This window comes from Mycobacterium sp. URHD0025 (genome assembly GCF_000426065.1).
Classification (GTDB): Bacteria; Actinomycetota; Actinomycetes; order Mycobacteriales; family Mycobacteriaceae; genus Mycobacterium.
The window spans coordinates 669,756-692,371 of the sequence record NZ_KE384491.1; the positions used below are offsets into that span (position 1 = coordinate 669,756).

The following is a 22,616-nucleotide window of genomic DNA, read 5'->3' on the forward strand; positions in this document are numbered from 1 at the left end:
TGCTAACGGCCTGGGCCGTTAGGGAACTTGAGGAATGACCCGGCGTCCACCCGGATCTGCTGGCCGGTGAGGTAGCGGCTTTCGTCACTGGCCAGGAATACCGCCAGGTTGGCGATATCCTCCGGCTCGACATACGGAATGGGCATCGCCTGGAAGTAGGTGAATGCCAGGTCTGCGTCCTCGCGGGTCGGTTTCTTCCCCTCCGCGACCAGGTCCGGCCGGAAGACGCCGTAGATACCGTCGTTGTGCAGCAGGTCGGTGTTGACGTTGGTCGGATGCATCACGTTCACCCGAATGAGTCTGGGCGCCAGGTGGATCGCCATCTGCTCGGCGTACTCGATCAGGGTCCGCTTGCTCCACGCATAGCCGGCGCCGCCCGGGCCCATCTCGGGACTGTCGGCGTTGCCGGGCATCATACCGGCCGTCGATCCCGTGATGATGACCGAGGAACCGTCGGACAGGTGCGGCAGCGATACGGCGACGGTGTTCAGCACGCCCACCAGGTCCACGTCGGTCGCATCGACGAAGTGCATCGGATCCGGTGCCCCCATCGCCATCGGCAGGATGCCGGCGTTGGCGACGACGATGTCGAGCCTGCCGAAGTCGGCCAATGCCGAATCGAGGACCTCACGCATGCCCTGCCGCTCCCGGACGTCGGCGACTCTGGCGTAAACGCGCTGCCCGATCTCCTTTACGGCACGTTCGGTCTCGGCCAAGTCATCGGGCGTCGCCAGCGGGTATGGGTTCGAAGCGATATCGGCGCAGATGTCGACCGCGACGATATCGGCACCCGCGCGCGCCATGGCCAGTGCATGTGCCCGGCCTTGGCCGCGCGCGGCTCCGGTGATGAATGCGACTTTGCCCGCCAGACGTCCGCCCATGACTTCTCCTGTCTCATCGAGATGCGAACCGCGCACGCAGTTCGCTCTTGAGCACCTTGCCGGTGAGGTTGCGCGGCAGCGCCTCCATCAACTCCAGGCGCTCGGGTGCCTTGTGTTTGCTCAGTCCGCTGCTCTGGCAGTGCGCGAACAACGAGTCGAGGGTGACCGGGGCCCCGGGGCGGGCGACGACGACGGCGCACACCCGCTCTCCGGTGCGCTCATCGGGTACCCCGATGACGGCGACATCTGCCACCGCGGGGTGGGTTGCCAGTACGTCCTCGATCTCCAGTGCGGAGATGTTCTCGGCGTTGCGGATGATCGCGTCCTTGATCCGGCCGGTGACGACGACGTTCCCACGCGCATCGATCCGCCCCCGATCACCGCTGCGGAACCAGCCGTCGGCGTCGAACGCATCGGCATCCAATGTGGCGTCGACGTAACCCTGGAAACGCTGCGGCCCTTTGAGTCGCAGCTCGCCCTCACCGCCTCTTTCCACTTCGTGCCCGGACTCGTCGACCACCCGCACCGATACCCCGGGCACCGGACTGCCTACTGTGTGGTCGAGCACCTCCGGGTCGGCGTCCGGTCGCGGTGAGGTCGCGACCGGGAACTCGGTCAGTCCCCAGGCGTTCGCCACGCCGGGCACCGAGAGACTCTCGCGCACTTGGTGGCCGAGCTCGGCGGCGATCGGCGCTCCGCCGCCGACACAACCGCGCAGACGATCGAACAGCGGCTCGGTGCCATGCCGCCTCTGCGCGGCCATGAAAGCGACGAAAAACGGTGTGGCCGAACCCAGAATGGTGGCACCGTGAGCCGCCATGGCCTTCGGTGTTTCGATCGGGTCGAACGTATCGAACAGCACCAGCTGCATCCCGGTCAGCAGCGAGGCGGCCAGCATGGTGGCTCCCCCGATGTGCGATACCGGGAACGCGATCGGGTTGACATCGTTGCTGGAGGCACCGACCATTCCCACTACCCCGGCGGACCCCGCGATGACCGACCGGTCACAGTGCCGGACGCCCTTGGGTGCCGCAGTGGTCCCCGACGAGTAGTACACCCAGCGGGCCTGCTCCGCCGACGCGGGCGGGGGTCCGAGGCTGGTCGGATCAGCGGTGGGTAATCGCAGGCCGTCCGTGATGGGTGTGTCGTGGTTGACGATCACGATCGACATCTCGCGTTCGGCGGCGAGTTCGGCGGCCAGCGCCACATGGTCGAAACCCCGCCACTGCCCCGGGACTATCAGCACCTCGGCGTCGAGTTGCGTTGTCGCGAACCGCACTTCGGCTGACCGCCAGATGGGCAGCATGGGATTCTGCACCGCGCCCAACCGGGCCAGTGCCACCATCACGACCATCGTCTCGATCGTCGTGGGTAGCTGCCAGGACACCACGGTGCCCGCCGAAACCCCGCGCAGCGCCAACGCCGCCGCGGTGTCCAGCGCGGCATCGCGCAACTGCGCGCTGGTCAGGTTGCGACCGAAATCGTCGATCAGGACCAGCCGGTCGGGATGGTGCCGGGCCGCGGTTTCGACCAGGTCCCAATACGTTTGCGACATTACCGGCTCGGTAGGTTCAACCGGCGTTTGGCGAGGATATTTCGCATCATCTCCGAACTCCCCCCGGACACGGTGTAGGCACGAGACCACAACCAGCACTCTCGCAGCCGTTGTTTCGCCTGCTGCACATCGACATCGGCGGCAACGGTACACACGGTCGCGCCGAGTTCGGTTCCGTACGCCGAAACCCGGTGGTATGTCTCGGCGAAGCTCAGCTTCGCGATGGAGCCGTCGCCGATCTCATCGGCACCAGCGATCATCCGTTCGACATGATCGTCGATGAACGCCTTGGCCACCTCGACCTCGACGGCGAGTTCGGTCACCGTCTGACGGATGTCGTCATGGTCGAGCGCGGGCCGGCCCCCGAGGGTCGCGCGCCGAGCCACCGTCACCAGGTCGTCGATCAGCAGCTCCAGCAGGATGACGTTGCCACCGATACCGAAGCGCTCGAAGTCCAGGCCTGCCATGATGATCGACCATCCCTGGCCGGGTTCGCCGATGAGTCCATCCGGGGCGACGGTGACACCGTCGAAGAAGACCTCATTCACCTCGATCGCTTCGTTGATCGTCCGGATCGGCCGCACCTGTACCCCCGGCGTCGATAATGGAACGACAAACGCCGACAGCCCGTGATGCCGTGTCGCGGAGGGGTCTGTCCGGATCAAGGCAAGACCCATGTCGGCCCAGTGTCCGTCAGTGATCCAGGTCTTCTGCCCGTCGAGAACCCAGGAGCCGTCGTCGCGGCGCACACCGCGGCAGCGCACCCCGGCGATGTCGCTGCCGGCATCGGGCTCGCTGAGCATCTGACACCACACGTGCTCGCTGCGCCGGATCGGCGGCAGCAGGGCGGCCTTCTGCTCGTCAGACCCGAAGTGAAGCAGCACGTGTGCCGCCAGGTTGACCTGATCGACCGGCCGGGGCGCACGGGCCCGCAGGAGTTCTTCGCTGACGATGCGATCGTGCAGCGGATGGTGATCCGGCCTGCCGCCGTACTCGACCGGCCAGTCCGCGCCGACGAAGCCCCCTGCGAACAGGCTCGCGAACCAGCTGCGAAGCTGAGCCTCCTGCTCGGCATTCTCCGGTGCCCGGCGCCCTTCGCGTGCGGCAAAAGGCGGCGCGTGCTCCTCGATATGCGCCCGCACACGCTGCCTGAATTCCGACAGCTGCACCGCACCGGGCCGATCGACCGTGATACTCACCAGCCGGCCTTCTCCGCCAGATCCGCCCGGCTCGTGCGGGCCGAGCCGAGTAGGTAGCCGTTGGTGAAGGTACGGCGCAATTCGTGGTGCAAGGGGTACTCCCAGGTGAATCCGATACCACCGGACAGTTGCATACATTCGTCGACGGCAGCGGTGGCCTTCGACGCGACGAAGGCGTGCGCCGTGGCGGACAACGCAATCGCGTCGGCCGTCACGTCCGCACGTGCCAGGGCGCGAGCAGCCTTCATGCTCACTGCGCGCGCCTTCGCCTCCAGGACAAGAAGATCGACGAGTCGGTGCTGCACCGCCTGAAAGCTCGCGATGGGCGCACCGAAGGCAATCCTGTCCTTCAGATAGGCCACCAGCCGAGCGAAAGTCTGTGACAGAGCGCCCACCGAGTCCGCGCTGAGCAGGACCCTGGCTACCGCCAACAGCTGTTCGGCCCGCTGCGGTCCTCCGATGGCCACACCGTCTGTGCCCGCGAGGTCGACACGCCAGGCCGGCCGGCTGACCTCCAGCAGTTCGTCGTCGCGGGTCCTCGGCACTGCATCGGACATCTCGAACAGCTGAATTCCGTTGCTTCCCAGTGCTATCAAGATTCGTAGGGAATCCACACCGGTGACCCGAACGGTATCGCCGGCCAGCGCCACTGCCGATGGCGCAGCACCGGCCAGCACCTCGCCGAGCCAACGTTCGCGAATCTCGGCCGGCGCCGATGCCAGCGCCGCTGCGGCCACCACAGCGCCCAGCCACGTCGACCGGTCGCCGGCGCGCCCGAGTTCCTCGGCCACCACAGTCGCCTCCACGGGCCGCCAGCCGGCTCCACCGAGTGACTCATCGACCAGCAGCCCCGTCCAGTCCATGCCGGCAAGCCCGGTCAGCGAATCCTTCTCACCGCGGCCGGTGAGGAATTCGCGCGCCGAATCCCGTAGGAATTCCAGATCGACAGTGTTCATATAGTCCAGGACGCCATGGGAGCGTTCGTCGACGGTCACCGCCGATTAGCTCCGAGCGAGCAGTGCGTCGGCGTTGTCCCGCATGATCCGCTTCTTGGCGGCATCGTCGAGCGGGTCGAGGAGCTTGACGAAGTCGGCGGGCTCGGCCAGACCCTCGGCGTGCGGATAATCCGACCCCATCAGCAGGCACTCGTCGTAACCCAGTCGGTCCACGATGGTGGGGATGTCGTCCTCGGGATAGGGCACCACACCGACATGCCTGCGGAAGATCTCTGACGGACGCTCGGTGAGCTTGCCGCCGATCCACGGCCCGTTGCGGCCCATACCGCGGCTCTTGTCCATATGGATCACGAACTGCGGCACCCATTCCGCGCCGTGTTCTGCCACCAGGGCGTTGAGGCCCGGAAACCGGCCGAACAGGTTGTCGAACACCAACGCCGACAGGGTGTCCTCGATGGGACGCTGACCATAGATGTTCATCCACTGCCATGCCGACATGTGCCACGCAGCGGGGTCCGGGTTGTGCCCCCACGCGGGCGAGATGGCGTTGAAGTACCAGAACGGCTGGATGTGGAAGACCAGTGTGCAGCCGGCTTCCTGGAGGCGGGCGTAGATCGGGTCGAAGTACGGGTCTCCGGGCGAGCGCCCGTGCGCCGGGCCGGTGGGAAGTAGCACCATTTTCGCACCTTGGGCGATGATCGCCTCGGTTTCGGCGATGGATGACTCCAGGTCACGCAGCGACAGCAGCGCGGTCGCGTAGATCGTGTCCTGATAGTTGAAACCCCAGGTGTCGTCGAACCAGCGGTTGAAGGATCTCAGGTTCGCGTATAGCGCCTCGGTGTCGTCGACGTAGTGTTCGGCGGCCAGGGCCATGCCCGCCGGGAAGATCACGGCGCGCTCGACGTTCTGCTCGGCCATCACTTTCAATCGCGCATCGCGCTCCAGCCACTCCGGCTGCATGGGCTGGGGCTCATAGGTTTCGTCCGGGTTGCCCGAGCCCATCTGCTTGAGCATCTCCTTGAGCGACCCCGGTCGGTAGGCCAGGTCGAAGCCCAGCCCCGCCTCACTGTTGAACGTTGCGATCCGGTGCCCGGCGAGGATGACCTCCTTCCCGTCGACACCCCTCACCGGCGCGATGGCACGATCATGAAACTCTTTGGGCAGATACCGGGTAAACGCATCACGCGTCTCGTAGCAATGGGTGTCGCAGTCGAAAATCCCGTAGTCGAGTTTCGCCGTCACCGGTCATCTCCCTTCGGTGAGAATGAATATTCTCTGATTTCAGAAAACATACTATCCTGATCCGGAAATGCCCATACCAGGGCGGCACACAGTTAGGGAGACCATGACCTCAGCGGCCGACGAACTCCGGCAGGCCGTCCGCGAATTCCTAGCCGCCACAACCCCCAGCGAGGTGGTCAGGCGCTTGATGGACACCGACGTGGGCTACGACGAGACCACCTTGCGGCGGATGGCATCCGAACTCGGCCTGCACAGCATCGCGGTTCCAGAGCAGTTCGGTGGCGCCGGGGCGACTACCGCTGAACTCGCCGTGGTGTTCGAGGAGATGGGTGCGGCCCTGGTGTGCGCACCGTTCTTCGCCACCGTGGCCCTTGCCATTCCGGCCATCCTGACCAGCGGCGACGAACAGGCCGCGGCGGACCTCATCCCGCGACTGGTCGACGGCACAGATACCGCGACGCTGGTTCTCAACAGCCGGCTCGGGCCGTGGGATCCGACCGCGGTCGCACTGACCGCGCATGACGAGGGCGGGGCTTACACCATCCGCGGTTCGGCGCCGATGGTCCTCGACGGCCATACCGCGGCGATCGTGCTGGTCGCGGCCCACGACAGCACTGGCACGTCGCTGTTCGCGGTCGCAGGCGACGCCGAGGGACTGACCCGCACACCACTGGCCGGAATGGATCGCACCCGCAAGATCGCCCATCTCGATTTCCACGGCGCACCGGCCCGGCTCATCGGTCGTCCGGGAGCTGCGGAGCACGGCCTGGCCCTGTGCTCGGACATCGCAACCGTACTGTTGGCCGCCGAGCAACTCGGGGGTGCCGCCCGCTGCCTGGATACCGCAGTCGGATATGCCAAGGACCGCATCCAGTTCGGACGTCCGATCGGAAGTTTCCAAGCCGTAAAACACCGGTGCGCGGACATGCTGGTGGAGGTGGAGGGCGCCCGCTCGGCGGTGGTGCACGCAGCGGCGACGACGACTCCCGGCGAGTTGGCGATCGCCGCGTCAGTGGCCAAACTGGCGGCCTCCGAGGCATTCATGCATGTGGCGTTCGACAACATGCGCATCCATGGCGGACTCGGCTTCACTTGGGAACACGACGCACACCTATACATGCGGCGCGCCAAGGCGAGCGCGCTGATGTTCGGCGATGCCGATCACCACGCATCGCGACTGGCCGACCTCGTCACTTCGATACCTGTCTGATTGGAGAAACATCCCTTGACCGTCTCGTTTTCTCTCGAGCTGCCCACCCAACGCGTCGACTCCCCGGACGAATTCGTCACCGCGGCAGCCATCGCCGATATCGCAGGCTCTGCCGAGGCTGCCGGGTATGCCGCGGTACACGTCACCGACCATCCCGCACCGGATGCCAGATGGCTCGACCACGGCGGACATCATGCGCTCGATCCGTTCGTGGCACTGTCCTTCGCGGCTGCGGCTACCGACACACTGCGGCTGCTCACCAACGTCTACATCGCCGCGTACCGCAATCCGTTTCTCGGCGCGAAATCGATTCAGAGCCTGCAGGTACTGTCCGGTGGTCGGCTCATCATCGGTACCGCGGCCGGTTATCTCAAGCCCGAGTTCCGGGCACTCGGGGTGGAGTTCGATCGTCGTGGCGCGTTGCTGGACCAGGCGCTGGACGTCTTGGACAAGGTGCTCAGCGGTGACGATATCGCTTATACCGGTTCATCATTCGCCGCACGCAGCGTGCGCTTACGTCCCGCAACGCCACCTCCGCCGGTGTGGGTCGGCGGCAACAGCAAACCTGCCGTGCGTCGCGCGATCAGACGTGGCCAAGGCTGGGCACCATTCAACACATTCGGCTACGCCACCGCATCCCGAACTGCCGAGATCTCGACCGTCGAGGAACTTGAGGCAGCGATCGCCTGGGCGAAGTGCTACGCCGACGAGATCGGGCGCACCGCACCGCTGGACATCTGCTTCTCTGCGGGCAGCATGCTCGACGAGAGCAGATCGACCGATGAGCGCCACACCCTGATCGAGCGGCTGACCACGGCCGGCGTCACCTGGCTTCCCATCGCACCGAATGGCGATGACCGCGATGGGTACATCGAACGTGCACAAGCGTTCGCCAAGGAATTCGTCTGCGGCTGAATGACGCTCATCCGGATCGCATCAGGCTGTCCGACGCGAAGGCATCCACCGAGATTCGGCGATACCCGAACAGCCAGCGCCCTTCTTCAGGCACCAACACGTCACGGTACCGGCCCCAGTGGTCGAGCCCGATATCGGTGTGCACCGCGAAATAGCTGCTGACCTCGACCCGCTCCTTGCTGACAGCTCCGAATCTGACACTTGAGACGTGATGGCGCACGAACGTCGGTTTGGCGCGTGTGGCGTGCTGCGGCGCAGACATCGCGGCACCGAGTCCTGCTTCGATCGCGGCGGGACCGGTAAGGGGATCGTCGCCCCCGGTGAACTCCAAAATCCCATCCGAGGCGAAACACGCAGCCAGCCCCCGGAGATCGAAACGGTCGGTGGCAGCGGTGTAGTCCGCCAGCAGTTGTCGCGCGGCTTCTCGGATCGAAAGCTCCCACTCGTACATCGATTCTCCTCTGGAAATTCCCCTGGCACAGACGATAACGTCTATTCTCATGCCTCGTCCCAACCTTAGCGATCTCGTCTCGCCACGTACGTCAGCAGTTGTCACCCAGGAGTGCCAGGGTGGCGTGATCGGCCCGCAGGCCGGACTGCCGATGCTGGCCCACGAGGCGGAGCGCCAGGCGATCCCAAACATCGTCAAGTTGCTACCGGCCGGGCGGGCGGCTGGCGTTGCCGTTGTGCACTGCCTGATCCAGCGTCGGCCAGACGGTCGCGGCTCGAACTCCAATGCGCGGTTGTTCGCCGCGGGAAAGTCCTTCGATGCCGACCTGAGTCCGGGCAGCCCGGGAGCGTCTCTGCTTCCCGGACTCGGGGGTGACGATTCCGACCTGGTGCTCACCCGAACCCATGGCGCCAGCCCGATGACGGGCACCGACCTCGACTCGGTGCTACGGAATATGGGGATCACAACCATTGTCGGCGTGGGTGTTTCGATCAACGTCGCGATGACCAACTTCGTCATGGACGCCGTGAACCGCAGCTACCAGTTCGTTCTCCCCCGCGACGCGGTTGCCGGCTACCCCCGGGAGTACGCCGACGCCGTGATCGATAACACGCTGGCGCTACTTGCCACGGTCACGACGACCGAAGAGGTGATACAGGCCTGGTCGGGCGCACGATCTGGCCCGGATGTAGATGTTCATACAGGAGGGTGATAACGTCGTTCTCGAAACATGTAAATGATCATTTTCACTGGTCCGAGGAGGATTAGCCACATGCCTTCCCGCTCGCTTCCGTATCCGGTGTTCGACATCGATAACCACATGTACGAGACGACGGACGCACTGCTCAAGTACCTGCCGAAGCAGCACCGAGGCAAGGTCGGGTATGTCGAGGTCAACGGACGTCCCAAGCTGGTCGTCAAAGACCACATCAGCCACATGATCCCGAACCCGACCTTCTCGCGCGTGGCCCGGCCGGGCAGCGCCGAGGACTACTTCCTCGGCAACAACCCCGAGGGCCTGAACTTCCGCGAGTTCGTCGGCGAGGCAATGGATATCATTCCCGCCTACCAGTCACCGGCACCGCGGTTGGAGCTCATGGACGAGATGGGCATCGACCAGTGCGTCATGTATCCCACCCTTGCCAGCCTCATCGAGGAACGCACCACCGAGGACGTGGTGCTGACCCACGCCATCATCCACGCCCTGAACGAATGGATGCACGAGCACTGGACGTTCAACTATCAGGATCGGATTTTCGCGACACCCGTCATCTGCCTCCCGCTGGTCGACGAGGCGATCAAGGAATTCCACTGGTGCCTTGAGCGCGGGATGAAGACGTTCCTGGTGCGGCCGGCACCGGTGCCGAGCCGCTTCGGCGGAACGCGGTCGATGGGCCTGCCCGAGTTCGATCCGTTCTGGGCGGAAGTGGTCAAGGCCGATATCCCAGTGACATTCCATGCGTCCGACAGCGGCTATCAGAAGCACCTGATGGAGTGGGAGGGCGGCGACGAGTATTTGTCCTTCAAGCCCAGCGCACTTCGCGAGGTCGTCATGGGCTTCCGCGCGATGGAGGACACTCTGGCCGCGCTCATCTGCCACGGGGCACTGTCCCGTTTCCCGGACCTACGGGTGCTGGTGGTGGAGAACGGAAGTGGCTGGGTGAAGAATCTGCTTCGTCAGTTGGACAAGGCGTATCGCGTGATGCCCAAGGAGTTCGACGAGCACCCAGTCGACGTGTTCAAGCGCAATGTCTACATCCACCCGTTCCTCGAGGACGACGTCAAGTCGATCGTCGACATCATGGGTGAGGATCATGTGATGTTCGGCTCCGATTTCCCGCATCCGGAGGGCATCGGTGACCCGCTCAGCTTCGTCGACCGCCTCGACGGGATCTCCGATGCAGCCAAGGTAAAAATCATGGGCGGCAATGCCATCGAGCAGTTGCGTCTGAACAAGGTCGCCGCGGTATGACCCAGGCACCGCCCGCCCAGAAGACGTATCGGGGCGTTGCCGATTTCGAGGCGCATGTCGGAGAGCACCTTGGCTACAGCGGGTGGCACACCCTAACCCAGCAGCAGATCGATCTGTTCGCCGATGCCACCGGCGATCATCAGTGGATCCACGTCGACGCGGATCGGGCTGCCACGGGCCCTTACGGCCGCACCATCGCTCACGGCTACCTGACACTGTCCCTGGTTCCGATTCTGGTGAAGCAGATCTATCAGGTGACCGGGCTTTCCATGCAGGTTAACGTCGGAGTCGACAAACTGCGGTTTCCCGCGCCAGTCCCAGTTGACTCGCGCATCAGGGCCGGCGCAGAACTCATCGCCGTTGATTCCGCCAAGTCGGGTTCGCGGGCCACCGTGCGGGTGACGGTGGAGGTCGAGGGATCCGGCCGGCCCGCATGCGTGGTGGACACCATCGCGCTCATGGTCGATTGATCGAGCAGGAAGCGGTTTCACGGCATCGCGATGTTCCCCACACCGGCCACGTGTGGCCGGCCGGAGCGGTTCAGGCCTGGCCGCTCAGGCCGGTTACTGCCATCTGGCGCCCCGACTTATCACAAACAGGTTCGCCCTCAGTCTTGGAATCACAGCCTTTCTGCTGTCGATGCTGAGAATTCTCATCTGTGTGAGGCCACGTGCAACACGTTCAGATACCGGCTCAGGGATAGAGCTACGCTTCGCGGAGGCGCTCACCGATGACGCCTTCGGCGCGAAGCGTATCAACTTGGTCGACGGTCAGACCCAGCGCCGCCAGCACCGCACCATTGTGCTGACCGAGCGTCGGCGGCGCCGTCCGGTGGTGCCGCAGGGGTCCCGGCGAAATCCGGAACGGCCAGCCTGGGAACCGATGGTCACCGGTGATCGGATGGCGCAGTTCCTGGTAGAACTCGCGAGCATCCAGCTGCTCGATGTCATACATGCGGTCCGGGGTCAAGACACACTCGGCGGGCACCCCGCGGGCGGTCAAGGCGGTGACGACTTCCCCTTCCGAGCGACCGCGCGTCCACGCCGACACCACATCGTCGAAAATGTCATGATTGGCCAGGCGCTGCGGCACAGTGGCTAGCCGCCCGTCATCGACCAGCTCCGGGCGCCCGAGGATTTCGGCCACCGCCGCCCAGTCGGCGTCATCACGGACCGACACGGCCACCCAGTCATCGTCGGTCGCCGTCGGATAGACGCCCTGAGCGTACTCACAGTGGCGGTTGCCGACCCGGCCAGGCACCTGACCGGTCAGCGAGGACTCGATGACGGGTTCGGCGGTCACCGCGGCGCCGACCTCGATCTGTGCCACCTCGACGAGTTGCCCTTCGCCCGTGCGGTTTCGGTGCTCCAGTGCGGCCAGCAGTGCCACCGTAGCGTGCACACCGGCGATCGGATCGGCGGGTCCCTGCAGGTTGCACGGCGGGCCGTCGGGGTACCCGGTCGCCGCCGACATCCCGGACAGCTGCTCGATGTTCAGCGCCCAACCCACATAGTCGCGCCACGGCCCGGCCAACCCGAATCCGGGCATCCGGACCATGATCACATCGGGGTTCACCTTCACCAGCGAGTTGTAGTCCAGGCCGAACTGCTCCACGACGCGGGGCGAGTAATTCTCGACGACGACGTCAGCCTCGGCCGCCATCCGCAACGCGAGCTCGCGTCCCGCGACCGACGAGAGATCCAGTGTGATGTCCCGCTTGTTGAGATTCGTGCCCTGCCACAGCGGACCACGCTCGTACCAGTCGTCACCGTCGCGCAGAAGCGAACCCGAATAGCGATGCCCGTCCGGTCGCTGGATCGACTCGACCTTGACGACATCGGCGCCGAAGGCACCCAAGTAGCAGGTGAGGTAGGCACCGGCCCAGAAGGTGCTCAGGTCGAAGACCTTCAGGCCCGCGAACGGCCGCTCAGGGTCGGGCGCCGGTGCGAAGCGCGTGCGGTCGGCACTCGGCCATGCCGCTGCTGACGACGACTGTCCCGGCGCTGGGCCGGGCGCCGGTACCGGTGTCCTGGAGAGCCGGAATGGCGCACCAGGACGGGTGAAGGTGCGCCCCGCCGAACTGGCCTCGATGAAGAATCCGCGATCGACGTACTGCGGACAGTCGAGAATGGTGCGACCGTCGGTCACGGGAGCGGCCGGTATCCGCATCGCCTGGCTCAGCTCCACGAGATCGGCCACGGTGATCGAGTCCAGCCAAGGCTGGGCCTTGGCGAAGAACTCCTCGCGCTCGGGCCCGCCGATCATGATGGCGATTTGGTGCTCCTCGAAATCCGGCAGCCCCACCATGGCGCAGACGTCGAGCCAATGCTGACCGGTCAGGCAATTGATGCCGATCCAGCCGTCGGCGGCCTGCACGATGCCCAGCATCGGTGCACCCTTGGCGTTGCCCGGCAGCCCCATCTTCATCAGCCGCTCGGCCAGCAACATGGGATAAGGCAGAGTCGAGAGCAGGCATTCGAACACCGACAGATCCACCTCGACGGGCCTGCTGACATCTCCGGCCGCGATGCGGACCGCGGTCAGCGCACTCATGGCCGCATAGGAACCCGCGATGTACTCGGGGATGCGCACGCCTGCCTGTACGGGCGGTCGACCGGGATCACGATCGTTGACCCAGCCTGCGGCCGCTTGCATGGTCAACGGTGTTGTCTCCCGGACGCTCAGTGGACCGTGCTGCCCGAAATCCGAGATACGAACCACCACGAGCTGTGGATTCAGGCTTCGCAGGGTGCGGGCGTCCAGACCCCAGCCATCCAGGGCGCCCACGGATAGGCTGTCGACGAGCACATCGGCACCGGAGATCAGCTGGCGCGCGGCGGCAAGATCCGCGGCAACCGCCGGATCGATTGTGCTGCTCCGCTTTCCGGCGTTCAGATACTCGAACAGTCCGCCGCCGGTCCCCCAGCCCCGCAACGGATCACCGGACGGTGGCTCGAACTTGTGGACGTCGGCACCGAGATCGACCAGCAGCTTGGTGCAGTACGACCCCGCGATCTCGCCGCCGATCTCAACGACGCGCATCCCAGCCAGCGCTCCGCGAGCGTCGCTCACCACCTGTTGATTCGCTCCGCAAGCGTCGCTCATCGCCTGTTGATTCGCTCCGCAAGCGTCGCTCATGCCGGCACCCCGATGGCCTTTGGCTCCATATAGGACCGCAACCCCAGAACCCCGCCCTCGCGGCCGATCCCGCTCTGCCCGAAACCGCCGAACGGCGCGTCACCGGGAATGGTGCCGTTGATCGAGACCTGGCCCGTCCTGATCCGGCGCGCGATCGCCACGGCCCGGTCCACATCCGATGCCCACACCGCCCCGCCGAGGCCGTACTGGGAGTTGTTGGCGATGGCGACGGCCTCGTCGTCATCGCCGTAGCGCAGCACCGTCAGCACCGGACCGAAGACCTCTTCTTGAGCGATAAGGGAATCGGGCGTCGCACCGGTGAGGATGGTCGGCTCGAAATAGAAACCGGTCGACAGGTCCTTGGGCCGGCGGCCACCGGTGACCACGGTTGCGCCGTCGGATTCAGCGCGAGTGACGAATCCCTCGACCCGGTCCAGATGTTCGGCACTGATCAGCGGACCCATCGTGACGGCGGCCTCGGTCGGATCACCGATCACGACGTTGCGAGCCAGTTCGGCCAACCGCCCCACCACGTCGTCGTGGAGCGAATCGGGAAGCAGCAGACGGCTGTTGAGAATGCAAGCTTGGCCGGCGTGCAGTGTGCAGCCCTCGACGAGCAGGCGTTCCAGCAACTCGTCGGTGATGTCGACATCGTCGGTGAGGATGGCTGCCGACTTTCCACCGCACTCCAGTAACACGCGTGTCATGGTCTGCGCTGCAGTCGCCATCACCGCGCGACCCACGGCCGAGCTTCCGGTGAAGCTGACCATGTCTACCCGCGGGTCCTGAGTCAGCGCGACACTCGCCTCGACGCCGGCCGGGGTCACCACATTCACCACACCGGGCGGGATATCGGTCTCCTCGTGCACAAGACGTGCCAGCGCGAGACCCGCCAGCGGAGTCAGCGGGGATGGCTTGAGCACCACGGTATTACCGGCAGCGAGCGCCGCGCCGATCTTCATCGCGTTGAGGGTGTGCGGGAAGTTCCACGGCGTCAGAATCGATACGACGCCGAGGGGTTCATAACGCAGCAAGGTGGTGCCGGCCGCCCCCCAGGCGTCCAACGGCGCCTCGGCCGGTTCGAGCGCAAGTTCGGCGGCATGCCCCACCATGAAGGCCGGACCTTCGACGTGGATCAGCCGTTCGTTTGCCGTGCAACCCCATTCGGCCTGTGCCAGCGCAAAGATCTCCTCGCCACGGGTCAACAACGCCGTACTCAGCTGCTGGACGCAGCGCGCCCGCTCGTCGGGATGGGCCTGCGACCACACGCCCGAGTCGAACGCCGTACGCGCTGCCGCGATGGCGCTCCGCACCTGGTCGACGCTGGCGTCCGGCGCCGAGGCCACCACCTGTTCGGTGGCCGGGTTGACGACGTCGTAGCGACCGGCATCGGCATCGACCCACTGCCCACCGATGTAGTGCCCGTAGTTAGCGATCAGCGTCCGCGGATCGGCCATGAAGTCACCCGGCCCCTCTTGACAAGCTGCCGACATTCGTCGGACAGACTCTAAACATTTGTTTTCGCTCCGTACAGCAGCAACACATCCGCCTCCAGCCCGGAAATGTGCTGTATACAACAGCTATTCTGCTGATTGACTCGCTCATGCCACGGCTGGTAGACAGAACGTGAACCGGACAGTTAGAGCATGAATGTCCGATCGGTCTCATGTCAAGGAAGGCCCTGAGGTGCCCACTAAGCCCGCCAGTCAGCTCACCAGACCCACCACCGCATATCCCCTGCACTCGCCGGACTTCTACGCCGGCGACCCGTACCCGGCATATCGGGAACTGCGCGCCGGCACGCCGGTCGTCTGGAATGACGTCACCAAATTCTGGGCCCTATGCAAATACGAGGACGTCCGGTTTGTCTCCGGTAACCCGGGTATGTTCTCGTCGGCCAAAGGCATCACCATCCCGGATCCGTCCCAACCGGAACCGGTGCAAGAGGGAAATCTGATCTTCACCGATCCGCCCAGACATCGACAGCTGCGCAAGCTGATCAATTCCGGGTTCACCCGGCGCCAGGTGTCGTTGTTGGAACCCAAGGTGCGCGAGATCGTAAGGGGCATCATCGCCGAGATCGACACCAGCCGGGAGTACGAGTTCGCCGAGGAGATCGCCGCGCCACTGCCGACCCGGATGATCGCCGAGATGCTCGGCGCCCCGCCCGAGGATTGGGAGCAGTTCCGCACGTGGTCCGATGCCGCCGTAGGCACGGCCGATCCCGATATCGAGATGGATCACCTGGCAGCGCTCGGTGAACTGTACGGGTATTTCACCAATCTCATCGCCGCACGCCGCAGCGGCGAGGTCACCGGCCAGGACGACCTGTTGACCATTCTGGCCACGGCCGAGGTCGACGGCGAACAACTCTCCGACGAGGACCTGCTGAACTTCTCGTTCCTGCTGTTGGTAGCCGGCAACGAGACGACGCGCAATCTTATCGCGCTCGGCACCCAAGCACTGATCGAACATCCTGAGCAATTCGCGTTGCTGCGCGCGAATCCCGCGCTGCTCCCCGACGCCGTAGAAGAGATGCTGCGCTTCACCAGCCCGGTCACCCATATGGCACGGCGCGCCACCCAGGATGTCGAGATCCGCGGGCAGCAGATCAAGGCTGGTGACACCGTCGTGATGCTGTATGGATCGGCCAACCGCGACGAGGAGGTCTTCGGCGCGCACAGCGAGTCCTTTGACATCACCAGACACCCCAATACGCACATCGCCTTCGGCGCGGGTGAGCACGCCTGTCTCGGAGCACAATTGGCGCGCCTGGAGGCCAGGGTGATGTTCGAAGTACTGCTGGGTACCTACCCGACGATCGAACTCACCGGCGACGTCACCCGTCTGCGCGCCACCATGGTGCCCGGCGTCAAGCGGATGCCCGTTCGACTGGGAGCGAGCGTCTGATGGATTTCGACTACACCCCCGAACAGAAACAGCTGCGCAAGGATTACCGCGAGCGCCTCGCGGCGGTCATGACCCCGGAGCGCCGCGCCGCGGTCGCAGGCCTGATGGAGGGCGGGGCGGCCATAACCGAGTGCCGGCGCGCGCTCGGCGCGGCGGGTCTGCTCGGGGTGGCGTGGCCGACCGAATACGGCGGGCACGGCCTGACAGCGTTGGAACAGTACATCTTCGGCGAGGAGGCCCGCCGGGTGAACGCGCCGCTTCCCATGATCACGCTGAACACGGTGGGGCCCACCCTGATCCAGTTCGGCACCGACGAACAGAAACAGAAATTCCTCCCGGCCATCCTCAAGGGTGACGTCGATTTCGCCATCGGATATTCCGAGCCCGGAGCGGGCAGCGACCTGGCCTCACTGCGCACCACCGCGGTCCGCGATGGCAGTGAGTTCGTCATCAACGGTTCCAAAATGTTCACCAGTGGGGCCGAGTTCGCCGACTACATCTGGCTGGCGGCCCGAACCGATCCGAATGTCAAGAAGCACAAGGGCATCACCCTGTTCATCGTGCCCACCGACGCCGCGGGATTTTCGTGGAAACCGTTGCACACCATGCCCGGGGTTTCGACCTACTACACGTTCTACGATGACGTGCGCGTGCCCGAAAGCGCCATCGTGCTCGGCGAGAACGAGGGCTGGAAGCTGGTGACCAACCAGCTCAATCTGGAACGCGCAGCGTTGGGCAACCTGGGGGCACTGGAGCCGTTGTTCCAGAAGACTCTGGCCTGGGCGCGAGACACGGAACTCGACGGTAGCCGCGTCATCGACCAACCGTGGGTGCAGCAGGCGCTGGCCCGGGTCGAGGCCCAGGTGTCGGCCTACCGGCTGATGAATCTGCGCGTGAACACCACACTGAGTTCCGGCGGGCTGGGCATGGGTCAGGCCTCGGCCGCCAAGGTGTTCGGCACCGAACTGACTCAGCAGGTAGCCCGCGAACTACTCGACATCGTCGGCCACACCGGTCTTCGTAAGGGTGAATCCACTGGGCTGCGTGGGGAACTCGAGAGCGCCTACCGGCTCGCCGTCATCAACACCTTCGGCGGCGGCGCCAACGAACTCCAGCGCGACATCATCGCCATGGCCGGTCTCGGGATGCCACGGGCGCCCCGAGACATGCGGGCGTCCTGACAGAAAGGAAACAGGGCATTGACTGAGCATGTGAAAGACGAGTTGCGGCAGCGCCTCGATGCACTCATCGGCCAGCCGATCAGTTCCGGGCAGCCGGTGCGGAGCCCGGATCCGGTGAACGCGGCGATGATTCGGCACTGGGCCTACGCACTCAGCGATTTTAACCCGGCCTACCTGGACGAGGAATTCGCCAAGAACTCACGCTACGGTGCGATCGTGTCGCCGCCGGTGATGCTGCAGAGCTGGACCATGGCTCCGCCCAAGCTGGAGGGTATCCACGACCGAGGCGGTGTTCCTGTCGAGCTCGGGGAGAACCCGTTGCAGTTCCTGACCGATGCCGGATACACCGGAATCGTCGCCACGAACTCCGAATTCGAGATCGAGCGTTACCCGCGGATCGGCGATGACCTGTCGGCGGAGACCGTATTCGAGACCATCTCCGACGAGAAGAAGACGGCGATGGGTACCGGATTCTTCGTCACCTGGATCACCACGTACCGCAACCAGGACGGCGAGGTCATCGGCCGCCAGCGCTTCCGTACCCTGCGCTTCAAGAAGGACGGTTAGCAGTGGCACACCGACTCGCTCCCTCGATCAGCCCCGACACCGAGTTCTACTGGTCGGGTCTCAAAGACGGCGAACTGCGCATTCAGCGATGCACCGACTGCAAGGCGCTGCGTGTCCCGCCCCGCCCGATGTGCGGCCAATGCCAGTCGCTGAACTGGGATTATGTGGTGTCCACGGGCCGCGGGACCGTGTACAGCTTCGTCATGCCGCAGTACCCGCCGTTGCCGTTCCTGCAGTATCCCTACGTCGTGGCACTGATCGATCTGGACGAGGGGGTCCGGATCGTCTCCAATCTGTGTGATATCGAACCGAAGGACATCGAGCCCGGCCTGGCCGTCGAGGTTTTCTACGAGACCTTCGAAGCCCTGCCAAGCGGCGACGAGCTGGTGTTGCATCAGTTCCGCCCATCGACCACGAAGGCGTGACACCACAATGGATTTCAGCTTCAACGAAGACCAGGAAACCGTCGGCAAGGTGGCCCGTCAGCTGTTCGAGCATCGGGCCACACCGGAGCACCTGAGCGAGTTGGAATCGGGCGACACCCGATACGACGCGGCGCTGTGGAGCGAGCTGGCAGAGGCCGACCTGCTCGGCATCGCACTACCGGAATCGGTCGGCGGCAGCGGTGCAGGCTACCTCGAACTCTGCATCCTGCTGGCCGAGGTGGGCTGGAGTGTCGCACCGGTACCGATCTATCCGACGCTCGTGCTCGGTGCGGACACCATTGCCCGGCACGGTGATTCAGATCTCCAGCAGCACTATCTCCCAGGTGTCGTGGACGGCAGCGTCATCCTCACCGCGGGTCTGATCGAGGCCGGCAACTCCAACCCCACCGCCCCGCGTCGCACGACCGCACGTCCCGAGGGCGAGGCCTGGCTCATCGACGGTGCCAAGGAACTGGTCCCGGCCGCGCAGTTGGCTGACGCCATCATCGTGTCCGCGGCGACAGCGGACGGTCCGGGGCTGTTCGTGGTGGACACCGACACCCCGAACGTCCGGGTATCGCCGGTGGATCTCACTCACGGCGAACCCTATGCCGACGTCACCTTCGCCGGCGCCAGGGCGCGGCGCCTCGGGGGCGATACGGGTGATGGTCTGGACTTGGTGGCGGCACTGCACACCCGGGCGCTGGTCGGCCTGTCCGCAATACAGGTCGGTGTCACCGATCGCGCGCTGCGGATCGCGGCCGCCTACACCGGTGAACGCGAACAGTTCGGCCGGCCGATCGGATCGTTCCAGGCCGTCCAGCAGCGGATGGCCGACGCGTTCATCGACACCGAGGCGATCCGCTGGACAACGTGGCACGCAGCCTGGCTGATCGCCGAGGGCAGGCCCGCCGACCGCGAAGCCGCCATCGCCAAGTTCTGGGCTGCCGAGGCGGGCGCCAGAGTCGTCGCCACCGCCCAGCAAGTGCACGGCGGCATGGGCATCGATGTCACCTATCCGGTCTCCCGTTATTACCTGTGGGCCAAGAACATCGAGCTCGCTCTTGGTTCGGCCTCCGCACAACTCGCCTATCTCGGCACGGCGTATCAGGAAGGAAGCAAATGACCTCCACCATCGGTGGCACGACCACTCTGGCGTACGACGCCATCGACGTGGGCGATGAGATCACTCCACTCGAGGTGCCCGTCACCACCACCCTGATCGTGGCGGGCGCCATTGCGTCGCGCGATTACATGCCGGTCCATCACGATCGCGATTTCGCGACCGGGCAGGGGTCGCCGGACATCTTCCTCAACATCCTGACCACCAACGGTCTGTGCGTGAAGTTCCTGCATGACTGGGCCGGTCCCGAGGCGATGCTCAAGCGGTTGTCGATCCGGCTCGGTGTACCGGCATTCCCGAACGATCCGCTGCGCTTCACCGGCAGCGTCGAAGCCAAGTCCATCGCCGACGGCGAGGGACTGGTCGAAGTGTCGCTGAAGGGAACCAACAGCCTGGGTGATCACGTCTCGGGCACCGCGGTGCTGAGCCTTCTCGAAGGTGTTCGGGAGTGAGCGGCATCGGCGGAAAGGCGGCGCTTGCCGGAATCGGCCAGACCGAGTTCTCCAAGGAGTCCGGTCGCACCGAGATGCAACTGGCCTGCGAGGCAGTCAAGGCCGCGATCGCCGACGCGGGGTTACACCCGTCCGATATCGACGGCATGGTGACCTTCACCGTCGACGAGAACGAAGAGATCGAGGTCGCCCGCAACGTCGGCATCCAGAATCTGTCGTTCTTCACCAGGGTTCCGCACGGCGGCGGCGCTGCGGCCGGCACCGTGATGCAGGCGGCGATGGCCGTGGCAACGGGCGCCGCTGAAGCCGTGGTGTGCTACCGGGCCTTCAACGAGCGTTCGGGTTTCCGATTCGGTGGTGCCGGCCGCCAACCTGGGGTCACCCCGCTGTGGATGGCGCCGTACGCCCCGTTCGGTTTCATGACGCCCGCCGCCTGGGTGTCCCTGCATGCGCAGCGCTACATGTCCACCTACGGTGTGACCAACGCCGACTTCGGCAAGATCTCGGTGATCGACCGCAAGCATGCGGCCAAGAACCCCGATGCCTGGTTCTACGGGAAGCCGATCACCATCGAGGAGCATCAGCAGTCACGCTGGATCGTCGAGCCCGTGGTCCGGCTGCTGGACTGCTGTCAGGAAAGCGATGGTGGGGTCGCGATGGTGGTGACCAGTGTGGAGCGGGCCCGTGACCTGCCGCACCCGCCAGCGGTCATCACCGCGGCGGCCCAGGGCGCCGCCTACGACGGTGAGGTGATGACCAGCTACTACCGCGACGACATCACCGGACTGCCGGAAATGGGTGTGGTCGGCAACAAACTGTGGGGTGACTCCGGACTCAAGCCCGCCGACATCTCCACGGCCTTCCTCTATGACCATTTCACTCCGTTCGTCTTCACCCAGCTCGAGGAACTCGGGTTCTGCGGGCGGGGAGAGGCCAAGGATTTCGTCGACGTCGACGAGCTCTCGGTCGGCGGTCGCATGCCCATCAACACCAACGGCGGTCTGCTCGGCGAGGCCTACATCCACGGGATGAACGGCATCACCGAGGGAGTCCGGCAGATCCGCGGCACGTCCCACAATCAGGTGGACGGCGTCGAACACGTGCTGGTGACGTCAGGGACCGGCGTTCCCACCAGCGGCCTGATCTTGGCACCGGTCCACTAGTAGTCTGGCGCCCTATGACGGAAGCGACGGCCGCCGACACCCGAGAGATCATCATCTCGGCGGCCTTCGCCTGCTTTCGCACCCGCGGCCTCGCCAAAACCACCATCGTGGACATAGCGCGCGCTGCCGAAGTCTCCCGAAGCACCATTTACGAGTACTTCAAGGACAAGGAATCCGTTGTCGAGGCCTGCGCCGAGGCCGCCTCGCAGCGCTTCTACCGCAACATGGCCAAGGCCATCGACCGCCACGGCGGCAGCACATTAGAAGGCAAGCTGGTGCGCGCGGCGGTGTTCGTCTGTCAGGCCCGCCGGGTCGTCGAACCCGAGGTGTACTTCGATCAGCAGGAGGTGAACCTCATGCTGACCAAGAACGCCGCCACCCTGCTTCAGGAGTGCTCGGAGTTCATCGCACCGTACCTGTCCGCAGCGCGGCACACCGGCGAGGTCCGCTACGACATCGACATACCGTCCGCTGCGGAGTGGTTCTCGCGGATGTTGTTCTCGCTGTTCACCACTCCATCGGCACTCATCGACAACGACGATGCGGTCGCCGAATTCGTAAGACCTTACGCCGTCCAGGGTTTCAGCGGAGGTCGTCCGCCCAGACGCTGACACCAAGATCAGCGAGTACGGTGATCCGCGCCGCACCCGTATGAAAATATATATTCTCAACTATGAGATCGATTAATATCAAACCCACACAGGCAAGGGGCGATCATGACAGTGGTAACTGCCAAGTCCGACGAGAGCAGAATGCAATCCGAGCGCGGCTACGCTACCCCGCACCGCTTGGTGGTCTTTGCCAGCAGTTCCGGCGATGCCGCCGAGTTCGCCGGCGGGCTCATTTTCGATCGCGTCGGAGCAGGCTGGGAAGTGAGGATCCATCTCGCCGCCGACACCCCCAAAGACGAACGCACGCTGCGCATCCTCGGCATCAAGAGCCGGATGCGCTCAGCCCGCTTCGATCCGGCTGATTGGCCCGACTCAATACTGATCGGCGCGGACGTCTACAGCACCCAACCCGACATACGCCGCATCTTCAACGCGGCCTCGCGCCGGCCGCAAACTGAGGTCGCGATGTGGGGTGGCAATTGGCCTGGCGACCTCGAGCCCGGTACCGGCATCGTCGAACACCGGCTGAGTATCGCGGCACGCGCCTTCAAGGTGCACGCCATCGCATCCGCAGGCCTCGACCGGTCCATCGATCCTGCTGAACAATTCCTCGGCGGCCAGCGCCGCGTCCGCACTGTAGCGCCGCTGCTGCCACCCGCCTGACC

General features: G+C 64.9%; 22 protein-coding genes. 14 read left to right on the top strand and 8 right to left on the bottom strand.

All coding sequences use genetic code 11. The annotated features are described in order from the left end of the window. Positions 1–2 precede the first annotated feature (2 nt). From H977_RS0131610 to H977_RS0131630, 5 genes are read right to left on the bottom strand one after another with little or no spacing between them, the layout of a single operon-like run. Positions 3–881 (bottom strand): mycofactocin-coupled SDR family oxidoreductase, encoded by an 879-nt coding sequence (locus tag H977_RS0131610; protein WP_029111623.1) that lies wholly within the window; start codon positions 879–881, stop codon positions 3–5. A 13-nt stretch (positions 882–894) separates the two neighbouring features. Next, on the bottom strand, positions 895–2,436 hold the full coding sequence (locus tag H977_RS0131615; RefSeq protein ID WP_029111624.1) for a class I adenylate-forming enzyme family protein: 1,542 nt from the start codon (positions 2,434–2,436) through the stop codon (positions 895–897). Beyond that, the gene (locus H977_RS0131620; protein ID WP_029111625.1) at positions 2,436–3,635 is read right to left on the bottom strand and encodes an acyl-CoA dehydrogenase family protein; all 1,200 of its coding nucleotides are present in this window, start codon (positions 3,633–3,635) and stop codon (positions 2,436–2,438) included. Before H977_RS0131620 ends, H977_RS0131615 begins: the two co-directional genes overlap by 1 nt. Further along, the gene (locus H977_RS0131625; protein WP_231396106.1) at positions 3,632–4,630 is read right to left on the bottom strand and encodes an acyl-CoA dehydrogenase family protein; all 999 of its coding nucleotides are present in this window, start codon (positions 4,628–4,630) and stop codon (positions 3,632–3,634) included. Before H977_RS0131625 ends, H977_RS0131620 begins: the two co-directional genes overlap by 4 nt. A gap of 6 nt (positions 4,631–4,636) precedes the next feature. Beyond that, the gene (locus tag H977_RS0131630; RefSeq protein WP_029111627.1) at positions 4,637–5,833 is read right to left on the bottom strand and encodes an amidohydrolase family protein; all 1,197 of its coding nucleotides are present in this window, start codon (positions 5,831–5,833) and stop codon (positions 4,637–4,639) included. A gap of 103 nt (positions 5,834–5,936) precedes the next feature. Between H977_RS0131630 and H977_RS0131635 the strand changes: the two genes are divergently transcribed. Both H977_RS0131635 and H977_RS0131640 read left to right on the top strand, forming a co-directional pair. Further along, entirely contained in the window at positions 5,937–7,043 is a 1,107-nt protein-coding gene (locus H977_RS0131635; protein WP_029111628.1) for an acyl-CoA dehydrogenase family protein, read from the top strand. A 15-nt stretch (positions 7,044–7,058) separates the two neighbouring features. Next, on the top strand, positions 7,059–7,958 hold the full coding sequence (locus H977_RS0131640) for a TIGR03619 family F420-dependent LLM class oxidoreductase (RefSeq protein WP_029111629.1): 900 nt from the start codon (positions 7,059–7,061) through the stop codon (positions 7,956–7,958). A gap of 7 nt (positions 7,959–7,965) precedes the next feature. On the opposite strand, the gene H977_RS0131645 is transcribed toward H977_RS0131640, so the two are convergent. After that, a complete protein-coding gene (locus tag H977_RS0131645; RefSeq protein ID WP_029111630.1) occupies positions 7,966–8,409 on the bottom strand; it encodes a nuclear transport factor 2 family protein in 444 nt (147 codons plus the stop codon). Positions 8,410–8,458: 49 nt separating this feature from the next. Between H977_RS0131645 and H977_RS34275 the strand changes: the two genes are divergently transcribed. The 3 genes from H977_RS34275 to H977_RS0131660 are packed head-to-tail and all read left to right on the top strand — an operon-like array spanning position 8,459 to position 10,851. Then, positions 8,459–9,121, top strand: a complete 663-nt coding sequence (locus H977_RS34275) for a cysteine hydrolase family protein (RefSeq protein ID WP_051289261.1) — start codon at positions 8,459–8,461, stop codon at positions 9,119–9,121. Positions 9,122–9,181: 60 nt separating this feature from the next. After that, complete coding sequence (locus tag H977_RS0131655) at positions 9,182–10,381, top strand: amidohydrolase family protein (protein ID WP_029111631.1); 1,200 nt, start codon at positions 9,182–9,184, stop codon at positions 10,379–10,381. Further along, positions 10,378–10,851 carry a MaoC family dehydratase gene (locus tag H977_RS0131660; protein WP_029111632.1) on the top strand — a complete coding sequence of 158 codons (474 nt, stop codon included), beginning with the start codon at positions 10,378–10,380 and terminating at the stop codon, positions 10,849–10,851. The genes H977_RS0131655 and H977_RS0131660 overlap by 4 nt, the downstream gene beginning before the upstream one ends. 235 nt (positions 10,852–11,086) lie before the next feature. Here the strand turns inward: H977_RS0131660 and H977_RS0131665 are convergent, their stop codons facing one another. Then, complete coding sequence (locus tag H977_RS0131665; protein WP_029111633.1) at positions 11,087–13,423, bottom strand: CaiB/BaiF CoA-transferase family protein; 2,337 nt, start codon at positions 13,421–13,423, stop codon at positions 11,087–11,089. Between the two features lie 92 nt (positions 13,424–13,515). Further along, positions 13,516–14,976 carry an aldehyde dehydrogenase family protein gene (locus H977_RS0131670; RefSeq protein ID WP_029111634.1) on the bottom strand — a complete coding sequence of 487 codons (1,461 nt, stop codon included), beginning with the start codon at positions 14,974–14,976 and terminating at the stop codon, positions 13,516–13,518. A gap of 280 nt (positions 14,977–15,256) precedes the next feature. On the opposite strand from H977_RS0131670, the gene H977_RS0131675 reads away from it, so the two are divergent. The 9 genes from H977_RS0131675 (at position 15,257) to H977_RS34280 (ending at position 22,614) form a co-directional block, all read left to right on the top strand. Then, positions 15,257–16,429: a cytochrome P450 gene (locus H977_RS0131675; protein WP_029111635.1), complete on the top strand. Its 1,173-nt coding sequence runs from the start codon at positions 15,257–15,259 to the stop codon at positions 16,427–16,429. After that, positions 16,429–17,610 carry an acyl-CoA dehydrogenase family protein gene (locus H977_RS0131680; protein WP_029111636.1) on the top strand — a complete coding sequence of 394 codons (1,182 nt, stop codon included), beginning with the start codon at positions 16,429–16,431 and terminating at the stop codon, positions 17,608–17,610. The genes H977_RS0131675 and H977_RS0131680 overlap by 1 nt, the downstream gene beginning before the upstream one ends. 18 nt (positions 17,611–17,628) lie before the next feature. After that, complete coding sequence (locus H977_RS0131685; protein ID WP_029111637.1) at positions 17,629–18,177, top strand: MaoC family dehydratase; 549 nt, start codon at positions 17,629–17,631, stop codon at positions 18,175–18,177. Positions 18,178–18,179: 2 nt separating this feature from the next. Beyond that, positions 18,180–18,602 (top strand): Zn-ribbon domain-containing OB-fold protein, encoded by a 423-nt coding sequence (locus tag H977_RS0131690; RefSeq protein ID WP_029111638.1) that lies wholly within the window; start codon positions 18,180–18,182, stop codon positions 18,600–18,602. Positions 18,603–18,609: 7 nt separating this feature from the next. Next, positions 18,610–19,728 carry an acyl-CoA dehydrogenase family protein gene (locus H977_RS0131695; RefSeq protein WP_029111639.1) on the top strand — a complete coding sequence of 373 codons (1,119 nt, stop codon included), beginning with the start codon at positions 18,610–18,612 and terminating at the stop codon, positions 19,726–19,728. Further along, the gene (locus H977_RS0131700; protein WP_029111640.1) at positions 19,725–20,177 is read left to right on the top strand and encodes a MaoC family dehydratase; all 453 of its coding nucleotides are present in this window, start codon (positions 19,725–19,727) and stop codon (positions 20,175–20,177) included. The genes H977_RS0131695 and H977_RS0131700 overlap by 4 nt, the downstream gene beginning before the upstream one ends. Next, entirely contained in the window at positions 20,174–21,340 is a 1,167-nt protein-coding gene (locus H977_RS0131705; protein ID WP_029111641.1) for a lipid-transfer protein, read from the top strand. Before H977_RS0131700 ends, H977_RS0131705 begins: the two co-directional genes overlap by 4 nt. Positions 21,341–21,354: 14 nt before the next feature. After that, positions 21,355–21,951 carry a TetR/AcrR family transcriptional regulator gene (locus H977_RS0131710; protein WP_029111642.1) on the top strand — a complete coding sequence of 199 codons (597 nt, stop codon included), beginning with the start codon at positions 21,355–21,357 and terminating at the stop codon, positions 21,949–21,951. A gap of 141 nt (positions 21,952–22,092) precedes the next feature. Then, on the top strand, positions 22,093–22,614 hold the full coding sequence (locus H977_RS34280; RefSeq protein WP_155946900.1) for a hypothetical protein: 522 nt from the start codon (positions 22,093–22,095) through the stop codon (positions 22,612–22,614). Positions 22,615–22,616: the final 2 nt, after the last annotated feature.

What these genes read in the sequence shown, in the direction of transcription:
- H977_RS34275 (WP_051289261.1), top strand. Translation starts at nt 8,459, where the DNA reads ATGCCTCGTCCCAACCTTAGCGATCTCGTCTCGCCACGTACGTCAGCA.
- H977_RS0131700 (WP_029111640.1), top strand. Translation starts at nt 19,725, where the DNA reads ATGACCTCCACCATCGGTGGCACGACCACTCTGGCGTACGACGCCATC.
- H977_RS0131680 (WP_029111636.1), top strand. Translation starts at nt 16,429, where the DNA reads ATGGATTTCGACTACACCCCCGAACAGAAACAGCTGCGCAAGGATTAC.
- H977_RS0131655 (WP_029111631.1), top strand. Translation starts at nt 9,182, where the DNA reads ATGCCTTCCCGCTCGCTTCCGTATCCGGTGTTCGACATCGATAACCAC.
- H977_RS0131645 (WP_029111630.1), bottom strand. Translation starts at nt 8,409, where the DNA reads ATGTACGAGTGGGAGCTTTCGATCCGAGAAGCCGCGCGACAACTGCTG.
- H977_RS0131615 (WP_029111624.1), bottom strand. Translation starts at nt 2,436, where the DNA reads ATGTCGCAAACGTATTGGGACCTGGTCGAAACCGCGGCCCGGCACCAT.
- H977_RS0131610 (WP_029111623.1), bottom strand. Translation starts at nt 881, where the DNA reads ATGGGCGGACGTCTGGCGGGCAAAGTCGCATTCATCACCGGAGCCGCG.
- H977_RS0131670 (WP_029111634.1), bottom strand. Translation starts at nt 14,976, where the DNA reads ATGGCCGATCCGCGGACGCTGATCGCTAACTACGGGCACTACATCGGT.
- H977_RS0131635 (WP_029111628.1), top strand. Translation starts at nt 5,937, where the DNA reads ATGACCTCAGCGGCCGACGAACTCCGGCAGGCCGTCCGCGAATTCCTA.
- H977_RS34280 (WP_155946900.1), top strand. Translation starts at nt 22,093, where the DNA reads ATGCAATCCGAGCGCGGCTACGCTACCCCGCACCGCTTGGTGGTCTTT.
- H977_RS0131695 (WP_029111639.1), top strand. Translation starts at nt 18,610, where the DNA reads ATGGATTTCAGCTTCAACGAAGACCAGGAAACCGTCGGCAAGGTGGCC.
- H977_RS0131710 (WP_029111642.1), top strand. Translation starts at nt 21,355, where the DNA reads ATGACGGAAGCGACGGCCGCCGACACCCGAGAGATCATCATCTCGGCG.
- H977_RS0131665 (WP_029111633.1), bottom strand. Translation starts at nt 13,423, where the DNA reads ATGCGCGTCGTTGAGATCGGCGGCGAGATCGCGGGGTCGTACTGCACC.
- H977_RS0131660 (WP_029111632.1), top strand. Translation starts at nt 10,378, where the DNA reads ATGACCCAGGCACCGCCCGCCCAGAAGACGTATCGGGGCGTTGCCGAT.